13 protein-coding genes are annotated in these 17452 nt (G+C 41.0%); 6 read left to right on the forward strand and 7 right to left on the reverse strand.

Going from position 1 to position 17452, the window contains the following annotated elements; translation table 11 throughout:
- Nucleotides 1–9: 9 nt before the first annotated feature.
- The 4 genes from brxC to dnaK form a co-directional block, all read right to left on the reverse strand.
- Complete coding sequence (gene brxC / locus ACESQI_RS06670; protein WP_195661285.1) at nt 10–3618, reverse strand: BREX system P-loop protein BrxC; 3609 nt, start codon at nt 3616–3618, stop codon at nt 10–12.
- Between the two features lie 3 nt (nt 3619–3621).
- Nucleotides 3622–4233 (reverse strand): BREX protein BrxB domain-containing protein, encoded by a 612-nt coding sequence (locus ACESQI_RS06675; RefSeq protein ID WP_234130352.1) that lies wholly within the window; start codon nt 4231–4233, stop codon nt 3622–3624.
- Nucleotides 4230–4859 (reverse strand): BrxA family protein, encoded by a 630-nt coding sequence (locus ACESQI_RS06680; protein ID WP_195661283.1) that lies wholly within the window; start codon nt 4857–4859, stop codon nt 4230–4232. Before ACESQI_RS06680 ends, ACESQI_RS06675 begins: the two co-directional genes overlap by 4 nt.
- A 319-nt stretch (nt 4860–5178) precedes the next feature.
- On the reverse strand, nt 5179–7098 hold the full coding sequence (gene dnaK, locus ACESQI_RS06685; RefSeq protein WP_007484672.1) for a molecular chaperone DnaK: 1920 nt from the start codon (nt 7096–7098) through the stop codon (nt 5179–5181).
- A gap of 399 nt (nt 7099–7497) precedes the next feature.
- Between dnaK and ACESQI_RS06690 the strand changes: the two genes are divergently transcribed.
- Both ACESQI_RS06690 and ACESQI_RS06695 read left to right on the forward strand, forming a co-directional pair.
- Nucleotides 7498–8622, forward strand: coding sequence for an ABC transporter substrate-binding protein (locus tag ACESQI_RS06690; protein ID WP_320908334.1), 1125 nt, complete (start codon nt 7498–7500; stop codon nt 8620–8622).
- Nucleotides 8622–9617, forward strand: a complete 996-nt coding sequence (locus ACESQI_RS06695; protein ID WP_002561978.1) for an iron ABC transporter permease — start codon at nt 8622–8624, stop codon at nt 9615–9617. The genes ACESQI_RS06690 and ACESQI_RS06695 overlap by 1 nt, the downstream gene beginning before the upstream one ends.
- 313 nt (nt 9618–9930) lie before the next feature.
- Here ACESQI_RS06695 and ACESQI_RS06700 read toward each other — a convergent pair whose 3' ends face one another.
- Nucleotides 9931–10722 carry an META domain-containing protein gene (locus ACESQI_RS06700; protein ID WP_195661020.1) on the reverse strand — a complete coding sequence of 264 codons (792 nt, stop codon included), beginning with the start codon at nt 10720–10722 and terminating at the stop codon, nt 9931–9933.
- A 124-nt stretch (nt 10723–10846) separates the two neighbouring features.
- On the opposite strand from ACESQI_RS06700, the gene ACESQI_RS06705 reads away from it, so the two are divergent.
- The 4 genes from ACESQI_RS06705 to recA all read left to right on the forward strand — a co-directional run bounded on the left by ACESQI_RS06705 (nt 10847) and on the right by recA (nt 14979).
- Nucleotides 10847–12130, forward strand: a complete 1284-nt coding sequence (locus ACESQI_RS06705; protein WP_373125596.1) for a hypothetical protein — start codon at nt 10847–10849, stop codon at nt 12128–12130.
- Between the two features lie 96 nt (nt 12131–12226).
- Entirely contained in the window at nt 12227–13420 is a 1194-nt protein-coding gene (locus ACESQI_RS06710; protein ID WP_002561981.1) for a saccharopine dehydrogenase family protein, read from the forward strand.
- Between the two features lie 6 nt (nt 13421–13426).
- Nucleotides 13427–13891 carry a thioredoxin-dependent thiol peroxidase gene (gene bcp, locus ACESQI_RS06715; RefSeq protein ID WP_002561982.1) on the forward strand — a complete coding sequence of 155 codons (465 nt, stop codon included), beginning with the start codon at nt 13427–13429 and terminating at the stop codon, nt 13889–13891.
- A 50-nt stretch (nt 13892–13941) separates the two neighbouring features.
- A complete protein-coding gene (recA, locus tag ACESQI_RS06720; RefSeq protein WP_002561983.1) occupies nt 13942–14979 on the forward strand; it encodes a recombinase RecA in 1038 nt (345 codons plus the stop codon).
- 101 nt (nt 14980–15080) lie between these two features.
- On the opposite strand, the gene ACESQI_RS06725 is transcribed toward recA, so the two are convergent.
- Together ACESQI_RS06725 and ACESQI_RS06730 are read right to left on the reverse strand one after the other, a co-directional pair.
- A complete protein-coding gene (locus ACESQI_RS06725; protein ID WP_195661022.1) occupies nt 15081–16073 on the reverse strand; it encodes a YeiH family protein in 993 nt (330 codons plus the stop codon).
- A 194-nt stretch (nt 16074–16267) separates the two neighbouring features.
- Complete coding sequence (locus tag ACESQI_RS06730) at nt 16268–17428, reverse strand: alpha/beta hydrolase family protein (RefSeq protein WP_229127691.1); 1161 nt, start codon at nt 17426–17428, stop codon at nt 16268–16270.
- Nucleotides 17429–17452 lie beyond the last annotated feature (24 nt).

Genomic DNA, 17452 nt, shown 5'->3' on the forward strand with positions numbered 1-17452 from the left:
TTCATTTCATTATTTGATAATCATTACCGTCTCGCCTTTGTCAATATGTGCCATTAGTTGCTTCTTGAGTTGTGCCAAATACTTATCCACATCAGCCTCTGAGCCAATAGGTAAAGTGGTACGAGTACTCAAAGCTACCTGTGTAGGATACTTCTTAGCGGGAGTTTCTTCCTTCTTGTTTTTGTCATCACCAACCGTAGGTTTAGGCTTCGGTTTTGCTGCCAATATCTTCGCCGTTTGCTCAGCAAAGAATGCATTGGTATCGAGGTTGGTCTGCAACACAGGAATGCTATCCGGTTGTGTTTTGAGTTTTACTATAACCTCTTGATCTGAGAGAACAGAAGTCGATACCTCGTTTTCCTTGCAGCCTTGCTCCAACTGAGCATACGTTTTGGCATACTCTTCAGCGATTTGTTTGCGAAGTTCTGTTCGCTTAGCATCGATGGCTCCGGCAAGGGTGTTGCGAAGCTTCATATAAGTACGTATGCCGATGGGCCATGCTGCATTCTCTATTTCTAATAACTGTGTGACTGTTTCGTGAAGCTCTGAAGGTACAAAGCTAAAATTATCCCGATTATCACGCACAAAGCGGAGTACATTCTTATAATTGTCCATTTGGTCTTGGACAAACTGCACGACTTCTTTACAAGTATCGAAGAGGGTGCGCGCCTGCTGCTGTTCGTCAATCACACGACGGAAATACTTCAACGGATCGCGCTCAGCAAGCCAACCTTCGAGCAAGGTCACCATCTCGTCGAGCGGCGCACTGAAAGAGTATGCGGCAATATCCTTGTAGAGCTGTTTGTAGCGTGCAACTACATTCTCCACACTTCGTACATTCTCTTTCTCTCGACTAAGACGGAATAGCTGGGTACTATCGGTAGTGGAGAAAGATTCGCTCACACCAAAGATATTCTTCCAAGCGGCAATGAAACCATTAATCACCTCGGACGAAATGGTTACAGCCGGACGAATGGTAAACTTGTTGGTTTCGCTCAGCAAACGGTTTGCTACAATACTCACCTCCACATTGGGAATATTGCTATAACTATAGTCACGCTTATGCCGGCGTACGAGTTCGTTCACTACATAAAGAGTACAGATGCCATCCCAACCGAACGGAGCTTTAGAGAACTTGGCTACCACATCACCCACATTCAACTCCTCGTATTGCTTGTTGAGGTAAATTTCCACCTCATGTTCTGCTTCAGTAAGCGAGTCATTTAATCCCTCGTAATCACCCGGGTTCACGGGACGAAGGATAGCTGTCTTGAGTTTATCGCTGTTTCGGGGAATTTGCGGTAAATCTACCAGTCCTGCTTTGGTATAGATACCGGAGAGGTGTTTCTCTATAGCAGCCAAGTAGCGGTCATTCCCTTTTTTATTACCCAACTCTACATCATCAATCACAGAGAGACCACTTACTAGAGGACAGGTGTCGAGAATCTTTTGGAACTCTCTCTCAATGATGCCAGTCATCACTTCGCTGGCACGCTTTTTAAATTCTTCGCGCACAGCAGCATTCTCGTCGCTGGTAGCAGGATTGGCGATCATATAACTCTGCACCTTACAATACCAATAAAAGTTGTTGCGCAAACGAGCATTGGCACGGAACTGTGGCCCCACATAGTACACCAACCGATTGGTCTGGTTTTGCAGAGCAAGTTGTTCGGGTGTATCATAGTCGTCATCCATCATAAATTCCAGCACTACATCGGGGTTATTACTGAGGTAGTTGCGCTGATTGATGGTCATTCCCACGGCAAACGAACGAGTTTTATATTGTTCCTTGTTCTTCAATCCTTTCAAGTAGCGATTGAAGATTTCTTTCAGTTCACCGGCTTGCAGGTTGTTATCAGCAGTCTGACTTTTAATCAGCTCGGCTACCTTCATTTCCTCTTCGCTATAGAACGAGAAGAAGTCGGGCGCACCCTGACGGCCTTGTTCACGACGGATGATGTTGTTGTCGCAAAGAAAATCGACCACCTTTTCTACCTCATTCTTCAGATTGAGGCGAGGCGTGGTCATATCGTTAATCAGCAACGTAGTGATATTGTCGAGCGTTGCCGGGAAAACTAGTTGGTCAGTTTGCGAAATATTGCAAACCATAAAGAGGACATTGGCTACACGTACAGCCAATTTCGGGTCAGTATAGGTACGGGCAATGCGGATAGCATTATCCACAGCCTTTTGTCCACGAGCCTGCAAACCCTCCTCGAACATATTGTTGTAAAGTTCATCAAACGAAACGAACTTACCTACTTCGGCCTGAGCATTGTTGGGAGCCTTAGCCGTAGCGTGAATCACCTTGATGATGCTTCGTTCGTTACCTTTCACCTCCTTAGCCACATACCCCAAAGCAAGGAAAGAGTCGAACACCTGCATGATGAGCTTAAACTGATAAGGAACAAAGGGGTAGAAGTCGATAAAGTCAGTCTCCGTATCGTAGCTCTTATACGCATTTGGTAACTTAAACTGGAGACTGAAGGCTCCTTGCTGCTGCTCGTACATGGCAGCTAAGTCGGTTTTCACCTCCGGCTTCTTTTCCAAGATACGCTTCTGTGTAATCACTTCCGGCTGCGTGCCTTTAAGTGATACTTTCACTTCAAAACGACCTTTAATCTTTCCTTCCTTATCCTTTTCTTCACCAATATTGCAGTCGTCCATTATTTCGCTAAGGTCCTGCTGGGCGGTACAAGCCACCCACACCTGATTGTTGCAAGCTTCAGAAAGTTTAGTGATAATTTCTTGCAGATTCAGATAACGGTCACGTTCCTTATTGATAAACTGGCTCACCTCATCGGCAAGCAATATCAAGCGATAATCTTCGCCTTTGTCCTTGATATAGTCTGCCAGTTCCATGCCGAAGCGTTCGATGCTAATGGCATAGTCGCGCTTATCGATATGATTGTACAGGGAGTTGCGGTCAAACTGCGGATTGAGTTCACAAGCGGCATCTACAACCATCTCCAAAGCTTGATCCACCAAGTCGGCAGCCTCGCTGGGATTGTTCCAATCGCCACCCATATCGGCAATGACCTCCTTAAATTGCTCCAACAACCCACGCTCCATCAGCGGTTTTTCCAAAAGCTGTGCTAAGGTGAGGTTAAACTTGTTCAGTCCACGTTTGCCGTTAAACTCATCCCAAAACACCTGCAAGAAAGCCTTTTTTTTGTCAGTAGTCGCATTGTAGGAGGTTTCGAGGTTGAAGATGCAGGTATCGACGGTGGCAGTCTTGAGCCACGAAGCAATATCTTGAACCTGTGAAAACTCAAACTGAAGGTTATGCTTACCATCGAAAGGATCGATTTCTTTCACAGCATCAAGTAAACGTTCTAAGGCTAAATCGCGAGTTTCGGGAGTTATGCAGTAGTCGAGGTACTTTAAGAAGTGAGATTTACCCGAACCGTAGTAACCATCAATCCAAATACCAACATGGTCATAAGGTTTATTGTTCTTGATAGCATTCAGAATGCGATAAAGTCCATTGAGGATTTCATCGGTAAAAACGTATTCCTTGATTTCAATATCAATGGTCTCTTTATCGAACTTAGTAGCAGAAACCGCCGGATTGACCGGACGATTAATGGATTTGATATACAGGTTTTGTAGTTGCATCGTTTATTCGTTTATTAAAAGGGTTGCGCGATAAGTATGATGGTCATTTAAGGTATCAAAGAGTTTGAATGAATTTTGTTCCCGATGTCCGGGATAAAAGAGAATGATTTTATAGCGTCCGGTCTCATTGTAATCCTCGTACTTTGCCAAAAGTTCATTGGCACGAAGATAAGGATACATGGTACCGATGCCATACATAAACACATATGGACGACGATATTCATCATCAATCGTGATATGCGCCACGATCCGCTCATGCAGATATTTCACGAACTTCTCACTATGGGCATGACGCTCCAATGTGCTGAAAATCTTATCGCTCGTATCGGGATACTCCTGTTCTTTCTCGAGCAAATATTGCAGCATGGAGTCGAACTTGAGAAACTTTTGTCCATTGAGGTAGTTACAGAACTCTTCAAACAAGTCGAGCGTGAGCACATCCACATAATTCGTGGGACGGATAAGGTTTTGTTTGAACTCCTGTATCTGCTTACGGATATCATATTCTTTCTCTGCCGGATATTGGTAGATGAAGAAATTATAAAATAAGTCTCCGTTCTCAGTATCCTGAAATCCGGGACTATTAAGTTTATCATCCAGTTCTTTTATAGTCATACCAAACTGTTTTTAATCTTTTCAATTTGATAAGGCTGTAACAAACAAGCCTCCAGAAACCAAGATTCGCCAATCTGCAAATAGTATGGATAGTTGGTACAATCAAGCACTTGCAATTGGTTAGTTCTATCGAGCATTCCTATCTTTCGCAAAATAGATAAATAGGCACTAATCACTTTGTCCTTCGTAGCTTCACTCCACGAGTCAACAAATGCATCACGAGCAGATATTTCATTAAACTCCATGAGGATATCTTCTCTCTTCACAGACTTAGCGACGCTGTTCCAACGACGTATCGTCACGTTTACATGAAAGTCAAAAAGTATTTTGTACGTCTTCAACATCACAAAAAAGAGAGCAATAGGCTGCTCTACGGCAGTCATCGCTAAAAAGTCCTGCCAGAAAGCTGGTGACATCGTATCATAACGACGACTAATCTCTAGGATTGCCTTCTTTCTTGATGTTTCAGCATTAATCATCAGTACGCGGTTGTTCAATTGTTCATCTTTGAGAAGTTCTTCTCGATCTTCACTTTGCAAGAGAGGAAGCAGAGCAAGCGTCTCATTAAGTAAAAAACCTCCACCCGTAATTGCAGCCGTATAAGGGCTATTTATCTTCATTGCCATATTGTTCTTTTATTCTTTCGATTTATTAATCAGTTCTCGCACATCAATCTCCAAAACTACTTTAATGCGATTCAAATCTGCCATAATTGCATACATAACGCAAATGTAATGAAGTTACTCGGTTGAACCATAAATTTTGCCACCTTTCTTAACACAATAAGTGTATTTCCCACTTCACTAAACCATTGATTCCAAATAGCGGTTGGGAAGGATGCCAAAAACATTACCTCAATCTCTCCGACTCCTAAACGCAAAAAGCGTGCAACTCATTGAGCTGCACGCTTTTGCTTATTGTTTATTATCTGTTTCCTTATCGGAATCATTTGACTTCCTCGAAGTCTGCATCCTGAATATGTTCATCCTGTCCACCATTAGACTGTCCACCAGCTTGTTGTCCACCGTTCATATCCGGACCAGCCTGAGCACCACCTTGTGCACCGCTCTGTGCATACATCTCAGCACTTGCAGCCTGGAATGCAGTATTCAGTTCAGCCATAGCACTGTCAATAGTTGCAAGATCCTGCGCTTTGTGAGCATCTTTCAGTTTCTGCAAAGCTGCTTCAATCGGTGCTTTCTTGTCAGCAGGCAACTTATCACCCAGTTCTTTCAATTGATTTTCAGTAGAGAAAATCATACTGTCAGCCTGATTCAGTTTATCAATCTTCTCACGTTCTTTCTTATCTGCCTCAGCATTAGCTTCTGCTTCTGCTTTCATCTTATCAATTTCTTCTTTGCTCAAACCACTGGAAGCTTCAATACGGATCGCTTGTTCCTTACCAGTAGCTTTATCTTTAGCAGATACTTTTAAGATACCGTTAGCATCGATATCGAATGTTACTTCAATCTGAGGTACACCACGACGAGCCGGAGCGATACCTGTCAGGTTGAACTGACCGATTGATTTATTCTGTGCAGCCATCGGACGTTCACCTTGCAACACATGAATAGTTACTTCTGTCTGATTATCAGCAGCAGTAGAGAATGTTTCACTCTTACGTGCGGGAATAGTTGTGTTAGCATCGATCAACTTAGTCATCACACCACCCAGTGTTTCAATACCCATTGACAACGGAGTAACATCCAACAATACTACGCCTTTGATTTCGTCTGTTAACACAGCACCCTGTACAGCAGCACCTACAGCCACTACCTCATCGGGGTTAACACCCTTAGAAGGAGTTTTACCAAAGAAATCTTCAACCAGTTTCTGTACGGCAGGAATACGTGAAGAACCACCTACAAGGATTACTTCATCAATATCAGAGTTACCCAGACCTGCATCCTGCATTGCTTTTTTACATGGTTCAAGACAAGCCTGAATCAAATTATGGGCCAGAGATTCAAATTTAGCACGTGTCAATGTCTTGACCAAGTGCTTAGGTACACCACCTACCGGCATAATATACGGTAAGTTGATTTCTGTACTTGTAGAAGAAGATAATTCAATCTTAGCTTTTTCAGCAGCTTCTTTCAAGCGTTGCAAAGCCATCGGGTCCTGTGTAAGATCAGCACCTTCATCTTTCTTGAATTCTTCAACTAACCAATTGATAATTACCTGATCAAAGTCATCACCACCAAGGTGAGTATCACCATTAGTAGAAAGTACCTCAAACACACCACCACCGAACTCAAGGATAGAGATATCAAATGTACCACCACCAAGGTCGAATACGGCAATCTTCATGTCTTTGTGTGCCTTATCAAGACCGTAAGCAAGTGCAGCAGCAGTCGGTTCATTTACGATACGTTTTACTTCCAGACCGGCAATCTGTCCGGCTTCTTTAGTAGCCTGACGTTGTGAATCAGAGAAGTATGCAGGTACAGTGATAACTGCTTCTGTTACTTCTTGTCCAAGATAGTCTTCAGCAGTTTTTTTCATTTTCTGCAAAATCATTGCAGAAATTTCCTGCGGAGTGTAAAGACGACCATCAATATCAACACGCGGAGTGTTATTATCACCTTTTACTACTTTATATGGAACGCGGGTTACTTCTTTTTGCACCTGGTCCCAATTTTCACCCATGAAGCGTTTAATAGAGAAAATTGTTCTTGTCGGATTTGTGATAGCCTGACGTTTTGCAGGATCACCTACTTTACGTTCGCCACCATCAACAAATGCAACAATAGAAGGAGTTGTACGTTTACCTTCGCTGTTTGCAATTACTACCGGTTCGTTTCCTTCGAATACAGAAACACATGAATTTGTTGTTCCTAAGTCAATACCAATAATTTTTCCCATGATCTTTATACTTTTATATTATTTATTATTCTAATTTCCTTTTGTCCGGTTGTCGTTCAGTGCCTTTTTTCAAGGATATCTTTCAAACGGACGACGACTAAAAAACAAACCGTGTGCCAAAAGGAAATTACATTAGTTAGTGACATATTTTCTGCCAAAACGACAGTTTTTAACGTTAGAAGCTGCCGCAGCAGGCACAGGGCTGCAAGCATGATTGCTTCATACAACAAATGTAACCGGCTCTGGTTCGATGGAAAAAATAAATTCTTATCTTTGTAGTTGGAAGTTAGAAGTTGGTAGTTAGTAGTTAGAATCCTTTCGGCATATCAATACTATTACGCCGCAAGGATTCTAACTACTAACTACCAACTACTAATTTCTAATTTATACAACCCTGATATGACAAACCGTATTTTATACATCTGCCTTTTTGTTTTGTTGACAGCCTGTGGCGGAAAAACAAAAAAGGAAACAGTGCTACAGGATGGTACTCCCGTTTCTCTGTCACAAGCCCAAGGTTTCGGTATAGCACACACCGACACTTATACTATTGTTACTGTATATAACCCCTGGAAACCAGGAGAAATATATGATAAATATTATCTCGTTAAAGATGAGACAATTGCAGTGCCCGAAGACGGACATAAGATTACTATTCCGTTAAAGAGCCTGATGACAAATTCAGCTACCCACCTCGGCTTCCTCGAACTGTTAGGAGAACTTGACAAAGTGACGGGAGTATGCAATTCTGATTATATTTATAATCCGACTATTCTAAAGGGAGTAGAAAAAGGACAAATTAAAGATTTGGGAGATGCTTTCAATCTCGATATAGAGAACCTGCTCCTACTCCATCCACAAGCTGTCATGACTACTGCTTATAATACCGAAGATGAAAATAGCAAACGAATGCGGCAAACAGGACTTAATATTATATATAATATAGAGTGGCAAGAACCAACTTTGCTGGGACGTGCCGAATGGATTAAATTTATCGGAGCCTTTTTTGATAAAGAAGCACTGGCTGACAGTATATATACGGGAATAGAACAACGCTATAACGATTCAAAGATGAAAGCACTGGTACTCTCATATGCTCCATCTATCTTCTCCGGACAGGATTATCGCGGTACCTGGTCATTACCAGGTGGTAAAAGTTATACAGCCCAATTGTTTCGTGATGCCGGAGCCTCGTACAAATACTCACAAGATTCAACCAGCACCAGCATCCCCAGCAATATAGAAGAGGTATTAGTGAACTTCAACCAAGCGGATATATGGATAGGTGTACAGACTTCTTCACTTGAAGAATTAGGAAAAACAGATAGCAAATACAAACTTTTCAAAGCCTACAAAGAAGGCAACGTGTACAACACAAACAAACGAATAAATGCTACCGGGGGAAATGACTACTGGGAAAGCGGAGTTGCACGTCCTGACTTGCTACTGAATGACATGATTAAAATCTGCCATCCCAGCCTCTTATCTGAATACGAACTAACCTATTACGAACGACTGAAATAATGAAAAATTATCCTCTGTTTTTTTTGTTAGGCGGATTGCTGATTTGTGCTTTTTTGGCCGATATCGCTATTGGCAGTGTCAACCTGTCATTATCTGATGTGTGGGCAACCTTAACAGGAAACAGCGATAATCTTATTTATCATGAAATCATATTAAATCACCGGCTACCTAAAGCTATTACTGCCATACTGGCGGGAGGAGCCCTCTCCGTAGCCGGCGTACTGATGCAAACACTGTTTCATAATCCATTGGCAGGCCCCGACGTATTGGGAGTTACTTCCGGTGCCAGCCTGGGAGTTGCCTTACTTACATTAGGAACTTCTACCCTTCCCCTTTGGCTCATTACCGGATGGGGACAGGTTATGGCTGCTATTATTGGAGCAGTATGTGTACTATTGTTGGTTATAATCGTGTCCATTCGCATACCGCAGACTGTCTCTTTGTTAATAATAGGCATGATGTTCGGTTATTTTGCCGGAGCAATAGTAAGTATTCTGCAAAGCATGAGCAATCCGGACACACTGAAACTATTCATTACCTGGACATTCGGTAGCCTGTCTTCTGTCGGTTGGGGACAAATGGCAGTAATGGCTCCCATCATTATCAGTGGAATCTTTCTGGCGCTACTTTTGCAAAAACAGTTGAATGTATTGCTCTTAGGTAGAAACTACGCCAGCGGACTGGGTATTTCTGTCACCCAACTACGTTTATGGATTATTCTCGCTACAGCACTATTAGCAGGCACTTCAACGGCTTTCACCGGACCAATTGCTTTTATTGGGATTACAATGCCTCATATTGCCCGCGGATTATTCCAGACTCCTAATCACCGGATTATTCTTCCGGCTTCTATGCTGTGCGGAGCCATCATCCTATTAATATGTGACCTTATTTCACAAATGCCTGGTTTTCAAGGTACACTCCCCGTCAATGCCGTGACAGCCCTCTTTGGTGCTCCAGTCATTATCTGGATCATACTAAAAAATAAAGGATAAAAAGGATAAAGCAATACTTCAGTAAGACCTTCATAGCGTATGATAGGACTCAACCTGTACAAGGTTGGTAAGGAACGATGTACGACATGCACATGTCGTACTGTACCAGATGCACATGTCGTACTGCACGAGATGCACATGTCGCGCTGTACGAGATGCACATGTCGTACATTGCTTCTCACCAAAGAAAAGAGTACTTCTCTAAGGCAAAAGCCATCTACCTTCCTTATATTCAGACATAAACACATAGCCCCGGATGTACAACATTTGTTCATCCGAGGCTACACTATACTTATTTAATATATACTTCTCTCTATTTCTTGGTAAGCACCAATACTAAAGTATTATTCGCATCATACAAGCCAATTCCACCACCGGCAAGTTTACCAAACGATTTCACTTCATTCAGGGCACTCATAATTTTGCCTTCGGTTTCCATATCAGGACATGCCATCATGGTAGATGCTACAGCAGGGAAAGAAATTGAAAGAGCATTCCCCTCCTCCGTTTTGAAACCACCATTGATCAGGTTGCATCCGGCATTGCCATGAATTCTCTGTTCTTTCACATCAAAAGCAATGAAAGGCTGTTTCTCCATACCTGTAGGAACTGCTTCTCCATTCACTTCCGTAATGTTCCATTCACCCTTCAAATCAGTCACTTTCACATCGGCAGCTTTCTTTTGAAGTATAACAACAGGACGATCGGAAGCATTACAGAGAGCCATTGTTGCTTTCCCCATTTTTTTATATCCCTTCACCTGTCCCAAAGTACTCAATACATTCTGTTCAAGGGTCATGTCCGGACAAGCCATACGAGTACTGCCCAATGCTCCCAAATCAATTGTACCTGCTTTCGCATTCACATCAATTGATCCAATTAAACGATTACATCCGGTGTAACCATATACTTTTCCAGTGGTAGTATCAAAGCCTATAAAAGGGATCTGCTGACCTTGACCTGGTACGACAGCTGTACCGTTTATCTCAACAATGTTCCATTCACCATTCATAGAAGATAAAGAAGTCGCCTCTTTGGAAGAGCGGCAAGATGACATTGCAAGTGCTGCACCTGCAATGAAAATAGAAACTAATACTTTTTTCATTATTCAATAACGTTTAAGTTAAATATGGGCGCAAATATATCAAAAATAACATAAAGTTCATACATTTGTCTAATTTAATATTAACAGAACAGACAATTCAATGGTTCATGAAATACAAATGAAGATGAAAAGAATTACATTTATTCTCCTCTGCCTTATTCTGAGAATTGTAACCATTACAGCTCAGAATGATTATCTTGTGACGACGCCTCAGCAAAAAAGTAGTAGCATGAGCGAAGAAGAACAATTCATTGAAAACAACTTTCCGTTGCAACTCCTATGTAAATGGACACCCGGATTAAAATTCATGTTTATTCCTGATGGCAATGAGCTTTTTATTCCAATCTTCAACTCTTACGAAACAGAAAAAGAAGTGGACAGCAATAAGCTTAAACACAAAATTTTCGAGTTTCAGGGTACAGAAGAGAAAGAAAAGGAGACCTACGTGGGTATCAATTACTCTACCCGCTTCATCTTTAACTGCGAAGGAAAGAAGTATTATTCCGAATTCAAAAACCTACGCCTTAATGATATTTGTGAGCAAAACCCACGTGCCAACATTAGTGGACTGGTCTATTTACCCGATGTAGACAAGGCACGAGAATTACTTATCGGCAAAGTTGTTTACACTCACATCACCAGTGCACGGATAGACGACAGTAATAGCTATTCAGGCTATAAGACAGTACAAATTGCCGAAAATGAAAAAGTTACAATCACAAATATAGGAGTAGGCAGTAAAGCCTATCCGGTAAAAATTGTTTTTGAAGACACAAAAGGTAATTCATATTATGTTGAGGTAGCTTTATCCAGGACAAATTCCGGCATGGATAAGGCGGACTTTCAGGCAGATAAGAAAACTAAATATTTTCCAAACACATTCTCATTCAATAATCAAAACGCATTAACACTTGAAAACTTAAAAAACAAATACATCGGCATGTCCGTCTATCCCAAACAAACAATGAGTACAAAATGCAACATGAAAGTAGAAGGAAATACCACAGCATTAGAAGTACGCCTACTACGTTACACTCCGTTGCAGATAAAAGATATTTCCGTAGAACTTCCAAAAACAGTGGCTATGCTAACTCTGGAAGATGCAAACGGAAGTATTTATGAGACTGAAGTAGATCTGAAATATGATATAATTACCAAAAACGAGAATTACATAGAAGATATCTTCGCGTTTGGAAATATCCGGAAACAGTACCCTTACATCACAGAAGAGAATTGGAAACTAATTGCCCAAGGTAAAATAAAGGAGGGTATGACTACAGATGAATGTCGTCTGGCATTGGGCAATCCCATCCAAATAGAATTTAAACAGGACACCCGTTTTGAAAGCTGGTTGTACGCCCGTAAAATTCTTGAATTTGAAAGTGGCACGTTGCTTCGTTATAAATAAATAAGGAAAGAGGGAATGATTTTATAAAAATAATACCGTATATTTGTTCCTTAAACAAGTCTTAAATTCTTAATTTTTAATTCTCATATAAAAGAAATGGGTAGAGTTCTTATTATCGGTGCGGGCGGTGTAGGTACCGTCGTTGCGCACAAAGTGGCACAAAATGCCGATGTATTTACTGACATTATGATTGCCAGCCGCACTAAATCCAAATGTGATGACATCGTGAAAGCCATTGGTAACCCTAATATAAAAACAGCCAAAGTAGATGCTGATAACGTAGACGAGCTGGTAGCTTTATTCAATGACTTCAAACCGGAAATGGTTATCAATGTTGCCCTCCCCTATCAAGACCTGACCATTATGGAAGCTTGTCTGAAAGCTGGAGTGAACTATCTGGATACTGCGAACTATGAGCCCAAAGATGAAGCTCATTTTGAATATAGCTGGCAATGGGCTTACCACGATCGTTTCAAAGAAGCCGGGCTGACAGCTATCTTGGGTTGTGGTTTTGATCCGGGTGTAAGTGGAATCTATACGGCATATGCAGCTAAACATTATTTCGACGAAATTCAGTATCTGGACATCGTAGACTGTAATGCAGGTAATCATCATAAAGCGTTTGCCACTAATTTCAATCCGGAAATTAATATCCGTGAAATCACCCAAAACGGACGTTATTATCAAGATGGTAAATGGGTAACTACCGGGCCACTTGAGATTCACAAAGATATTACCTATCCCAATATCGGTCCGCGCGATTCATATCTGCTCTATCATGAAGAGTTGGAGTCATTGGTAAAACATTTCCCTACGATCAAGCGTGCACGCTTCTGGATGACTTTCGGTCAGGAATATCTGACTCACCTGCGCGTAATTCAGAATATTGGTATGGCCCGTATTGATCCAATCAATTACAATGGCGTAGAAATCATCCCGTTACAATTCCTCAAAGCCGTATTGCCTAACCCACAGGAACTGGGCGAAAATTACGAGGGCGAAACTTCCATTGGTTGTCGTATCCGGGGATTGAAGGATGGCAAAGAACGCACATACTATGTATACAACAATTGTAGCCATCAGGAAGCTTACAAGGAAACTGGTATGCAGGGAGTCAGTTACACTACCGGTGTACCGGCAATGATCGGTGCTATGATGTTCTTCAAAGGAGAGTGGAAACGTCCGGGTGTGAATAATGTAGAAGAGTTTGATCCGGATCCGTTCATGGATCAACTGAATAAACAGGGATTGCCCTGGCATGAAGTATTTGATGGTGATTTAGAGTTATAAAATAGTATGGGATTAAACGTTGGAGATAAAGCTCCCGAAATATTAGGAGTAAACGAAAAAGGAGAGGAAATCCGTCTCAGCAATTATAGAGGAAAGAAAATCGTAATCTACTTTTATCCAAAAGATAATACTTCCGGATGTACAGCGCAGGCTTGTAGCTTGCGTGACAATTACTCAGAACTGCGTAAAGCCGGTTACGAAGTGATCGGTGTAAGTGTAGATGATGAGAAATCACACCAGAAGTTTATAGCTAAAAACGAATTACCCTTCACTCTCATAGCCGATACAGACAAAAGATTGGTAGAAGAATTCGGTGTATGGGGAGAAAAAAAACTGTATGGGCGTGCATACATGGGAACCTTCCGTACTACTTTCCTTATTAACGAAGAAGGAATTATAGAACGGATCATTGGACCTAAAGAGGTGAAAACCAAAGAACACGCCGCTCAAATTTTAGTAAATAAAGACTAATCAGTCAGTATACTGACTACTAAATTCTAACTACTAACTACTAAAATAGTATGGCAAAGAAAGACGAACTTAATTTTGAAACAGGAAATAATATGGCATCAAGCGAAAAACTAAAAGCCTTACAGGCTGCCATGGACAAGATAGAAAAGAGCTTCGGCAAAGGTTCTATCATGAAAATGGGTGACGAAGTTGTAGAAGAAATGGAGGTTATCCCTACCGGATCAATCGCATTAAACGCAGCTCTTGGCGTAGGTGGTTATCCACGTGGTAGAATAATTGAAATCTATGGTCCGGAATCTTCCGGTAAAACAACTCTGGCCATCCACGCCATTGCTGAGGCACAAAAGGCAGGAGGTATTGCAGCATTTATTGATGCTGAACATGCGTTCGACCGCTTCTACGCAGAAAAGTTGGGAGTAGATGTAGACAATCTCTTTATCTCTCAACCGGATAACGGAGAACAGGCATTAGAAATAGCCGAGCAGTTAATCCGTTCTTCTGCCATTGACATTATCGTTGTGGACTCTGTGGCAGCGTTAACACCGAAAGCCGAAATTGAAGGCGATATGGGGGATAACAAAGTTGGCTTACAGGCACGTTTGATGTCTCAAGCACTACGTAAACTAACTTCTGCAGTAAGCAAAACCCGCACTACTTGTATTTTCATCAATCAGTTGCGTGAGAAAATCGGTGTAATGTTTGGTAATCCGGAAACGACTACCGGTGGTAACGCATTAAAATTCTATGCCTCTGTACGTTTGGACATCCGTGGTTCTCAACAAATAAAAGATGGCGAAGAAGTTATCGGTAAACAGACTAAGGTGAAAGTAGTGAAGAATAAAGTGGCACCTCCTTTCCGTAAAGCAGAGTTCGATATCATGTTCGGCGAAGGTATTTCCCGTTCCGGTGAAGTGATCGATCTGGGAGCTGATATGGGAATCATTAAGAAAAGTGGTTCATGGTATAGTTACAATGATACTAAACTGGGACAAGGACGTGACGCTGCTAAACAGTGTATCGCCGACAATCCGGAATTGGCAGAAGAACTTGAAGCATTAATATTTGAAAAACTGAAAGAACATAAGTAAAATTAAAGATTGAAAATTAAAGGCTGCGCAATTGGATTAGTAATCCCTGCACAGCCTTTTGTTTTTATCCTTTTTTATCAATCAATAGCTGATCAACCTTCTTAAAACCAATAAATATATGCCAGTGTACTACAGCTAATAACAACCCACAGCAATATACCTTGAATCAATGGCTTTAACCCTACCGATCTTACTACATCCATAGAAAGAGAAGCACCTATGAAAAACATGGTTATAGTCAAAGTTTTACGAGCCAAGCCATTAATAGCAGACCCTAACTCCGGAATACTACCTAAGAGATAAGTATTTACTATCATAGCCAGTACAAAGAAGAAAATAAACCAGGGAATACTTATTTTTTGTCCCTTGCTTTTGAATATAAACGAAGTTGCAAATGCCATCGGAATAATCCAAAGAGCACGAGTCAATTTTATAGTAGTAGCTACCTTCAAAGCTTCTTCACCGTACGCTGCTCCTGCTCCAACAACAGAACTCGTATCATGAATAGCAATGGCAGCCCATGTTCCGAATTCATGCTGGCTCATACCCAAAGCGTGACCAATAACCGGAAAGATAAACAATGCAATTGCGTTTAGAATGAAAATGGTAGCTAATGCCACAGACATTTCACTATCATTTGCTTTCACCACCGGTCCAACAGCAGCAATAGCACTCCCTCCACAAATAGCAGTACCGGAACTGATCAAATAGGAGGTATTACGATCCAGCTTCAATACCTTGCGACCAATAAACCACCCGATCAGTAAGGTACCAATAACAGAAATAATTGTGAACTCCATACCTTCTTTACCGGAAGCTAAAGCAGAATCAAGATTCATACCAAACCCCAAACCGACTACTGAATATTGCAATAAATATTTTGAGGTTTTCTTATTAAACTTTGGATGTGCCTGCCCACAGATCAATGCAAATGCTAATCCTAAAAAGAGAGCTAAAGGAGGGGTTACCCATGCGGAAAGGGCATGCATTCCTGGAATGTAGTCTAACAACAAGAAAAAAGTTAAAATAGAAAGTAAAGACACATAAACAGTTTTATTATTTGCCTTTAATGTTCTTGTAATTGCTAAAGCCATATCTTTATTATTTAATTATTTTTTCGGCTGCAAAGATATGCTTAGTTTATGGGCTATGCCAATCGTTTCTATTTATGTGCTATAACTTTTTATTATCACCTCCAAATAGAAATTACTTATAGTATAAATTTTCTACTACTATCTTAAGATTGATTTATACTATAAGTAATTCAACTATCTTTTATAAACATTTGTTATTTCAATAAATGTTTATTTATAAAATTCCATGCACCTTCTTTGTAATAGCGATGCCCTCCATTGCCAATGTAAAGTTCGCAATTATCCGGAACACCGGCAGCCGTATATATTTTCTTCAGATTTATAAAAGCTTTCTGAGTTTCTTTGAGAGGAAACATTGTATCGTCTTTTCCATTCAAAGTACAAAAAAAGCGAGGGGCTATCAACCCTGCGATATCAGACATTTCACCATACTCCAATATTCCCGGAACATAATTACAGTCACAATGATACATTGCTCCAATACTCCCTGTAAAAGTACAAAAATAGGAAGATGGAATCGACATCGAAATACGAGTATCGCATGCTCCGGCAAAAAGAGTCGTCGTCCCACCTCCCGAATTACCAGAAACAATAATATTAGACTTATCAACGGGCAGCTCTGCCAATGCCCAATCTATCAACTTAGAAATATCCCACACTCTATCACCTATAGGAGTTCGCCCAACCAATAAGTCTTGCATTAATAGCGTACGACAAGAATATGGTACATCCTTTGCCTTATCTTCCGAAGTACGTGTCTTTCCGAATCCTCTTGAAGTAGGAGCTATGGCAATAAAACCGTTCTGCACTGCTTGTACAGCAACATTTCTTTCGCCAATCTCACCCTCAATACGCTCCTGCTCAGAGAGATATATTCCGGCGTAGGTTTCCGTATTTTTCCCATGTCCGTGCGGTGTTATCATTAAAGGCAGGTTTCCTTCTTTATTTTTAGGTAATAAAAGCACAAACGGCAGGGGAACAGTCGGTTCAGTCCATATTTCCCATCTCTCTCTAACAGCATATCCGATATCTTCAGAATTGATTTTCCTGGCTTTAATTTTAAATGAAGCCAACTGCTTTTCTAACTGACTGATCCCTAATCTTTCTTTTAATTTATCTCTAAATTCTGTCTGCCAAACATCGACTTCCTCAGATGTCGTACCTTTAAATGCATACTTCATTTCAGTACTGTTATAGAGGTCTTCATAATAAGCAGATGCGGAAAAACTGTCTTTATAAGCAAGGTCTCGCTCTCTCAAAATATCATCTTTTTGAGTTGTTTTTTGGTAATTTGTACATTGGGGAACAATTAATGTACTTGACAACAATGCAGACCAGTAAATTATTGACTTCATAAGCATATAACATTTTTTATCTTA

It is taken from the genome of Bacteroides sp. HPS0048 (assembly GCF_964240755.1).
GTDB classification, from domain to species: Bacteria; Bacteroidota; Bacteroidia; order Bacteroidales; family Bacteroidaceae; genus Bacteroides; species Bacteroides nordii.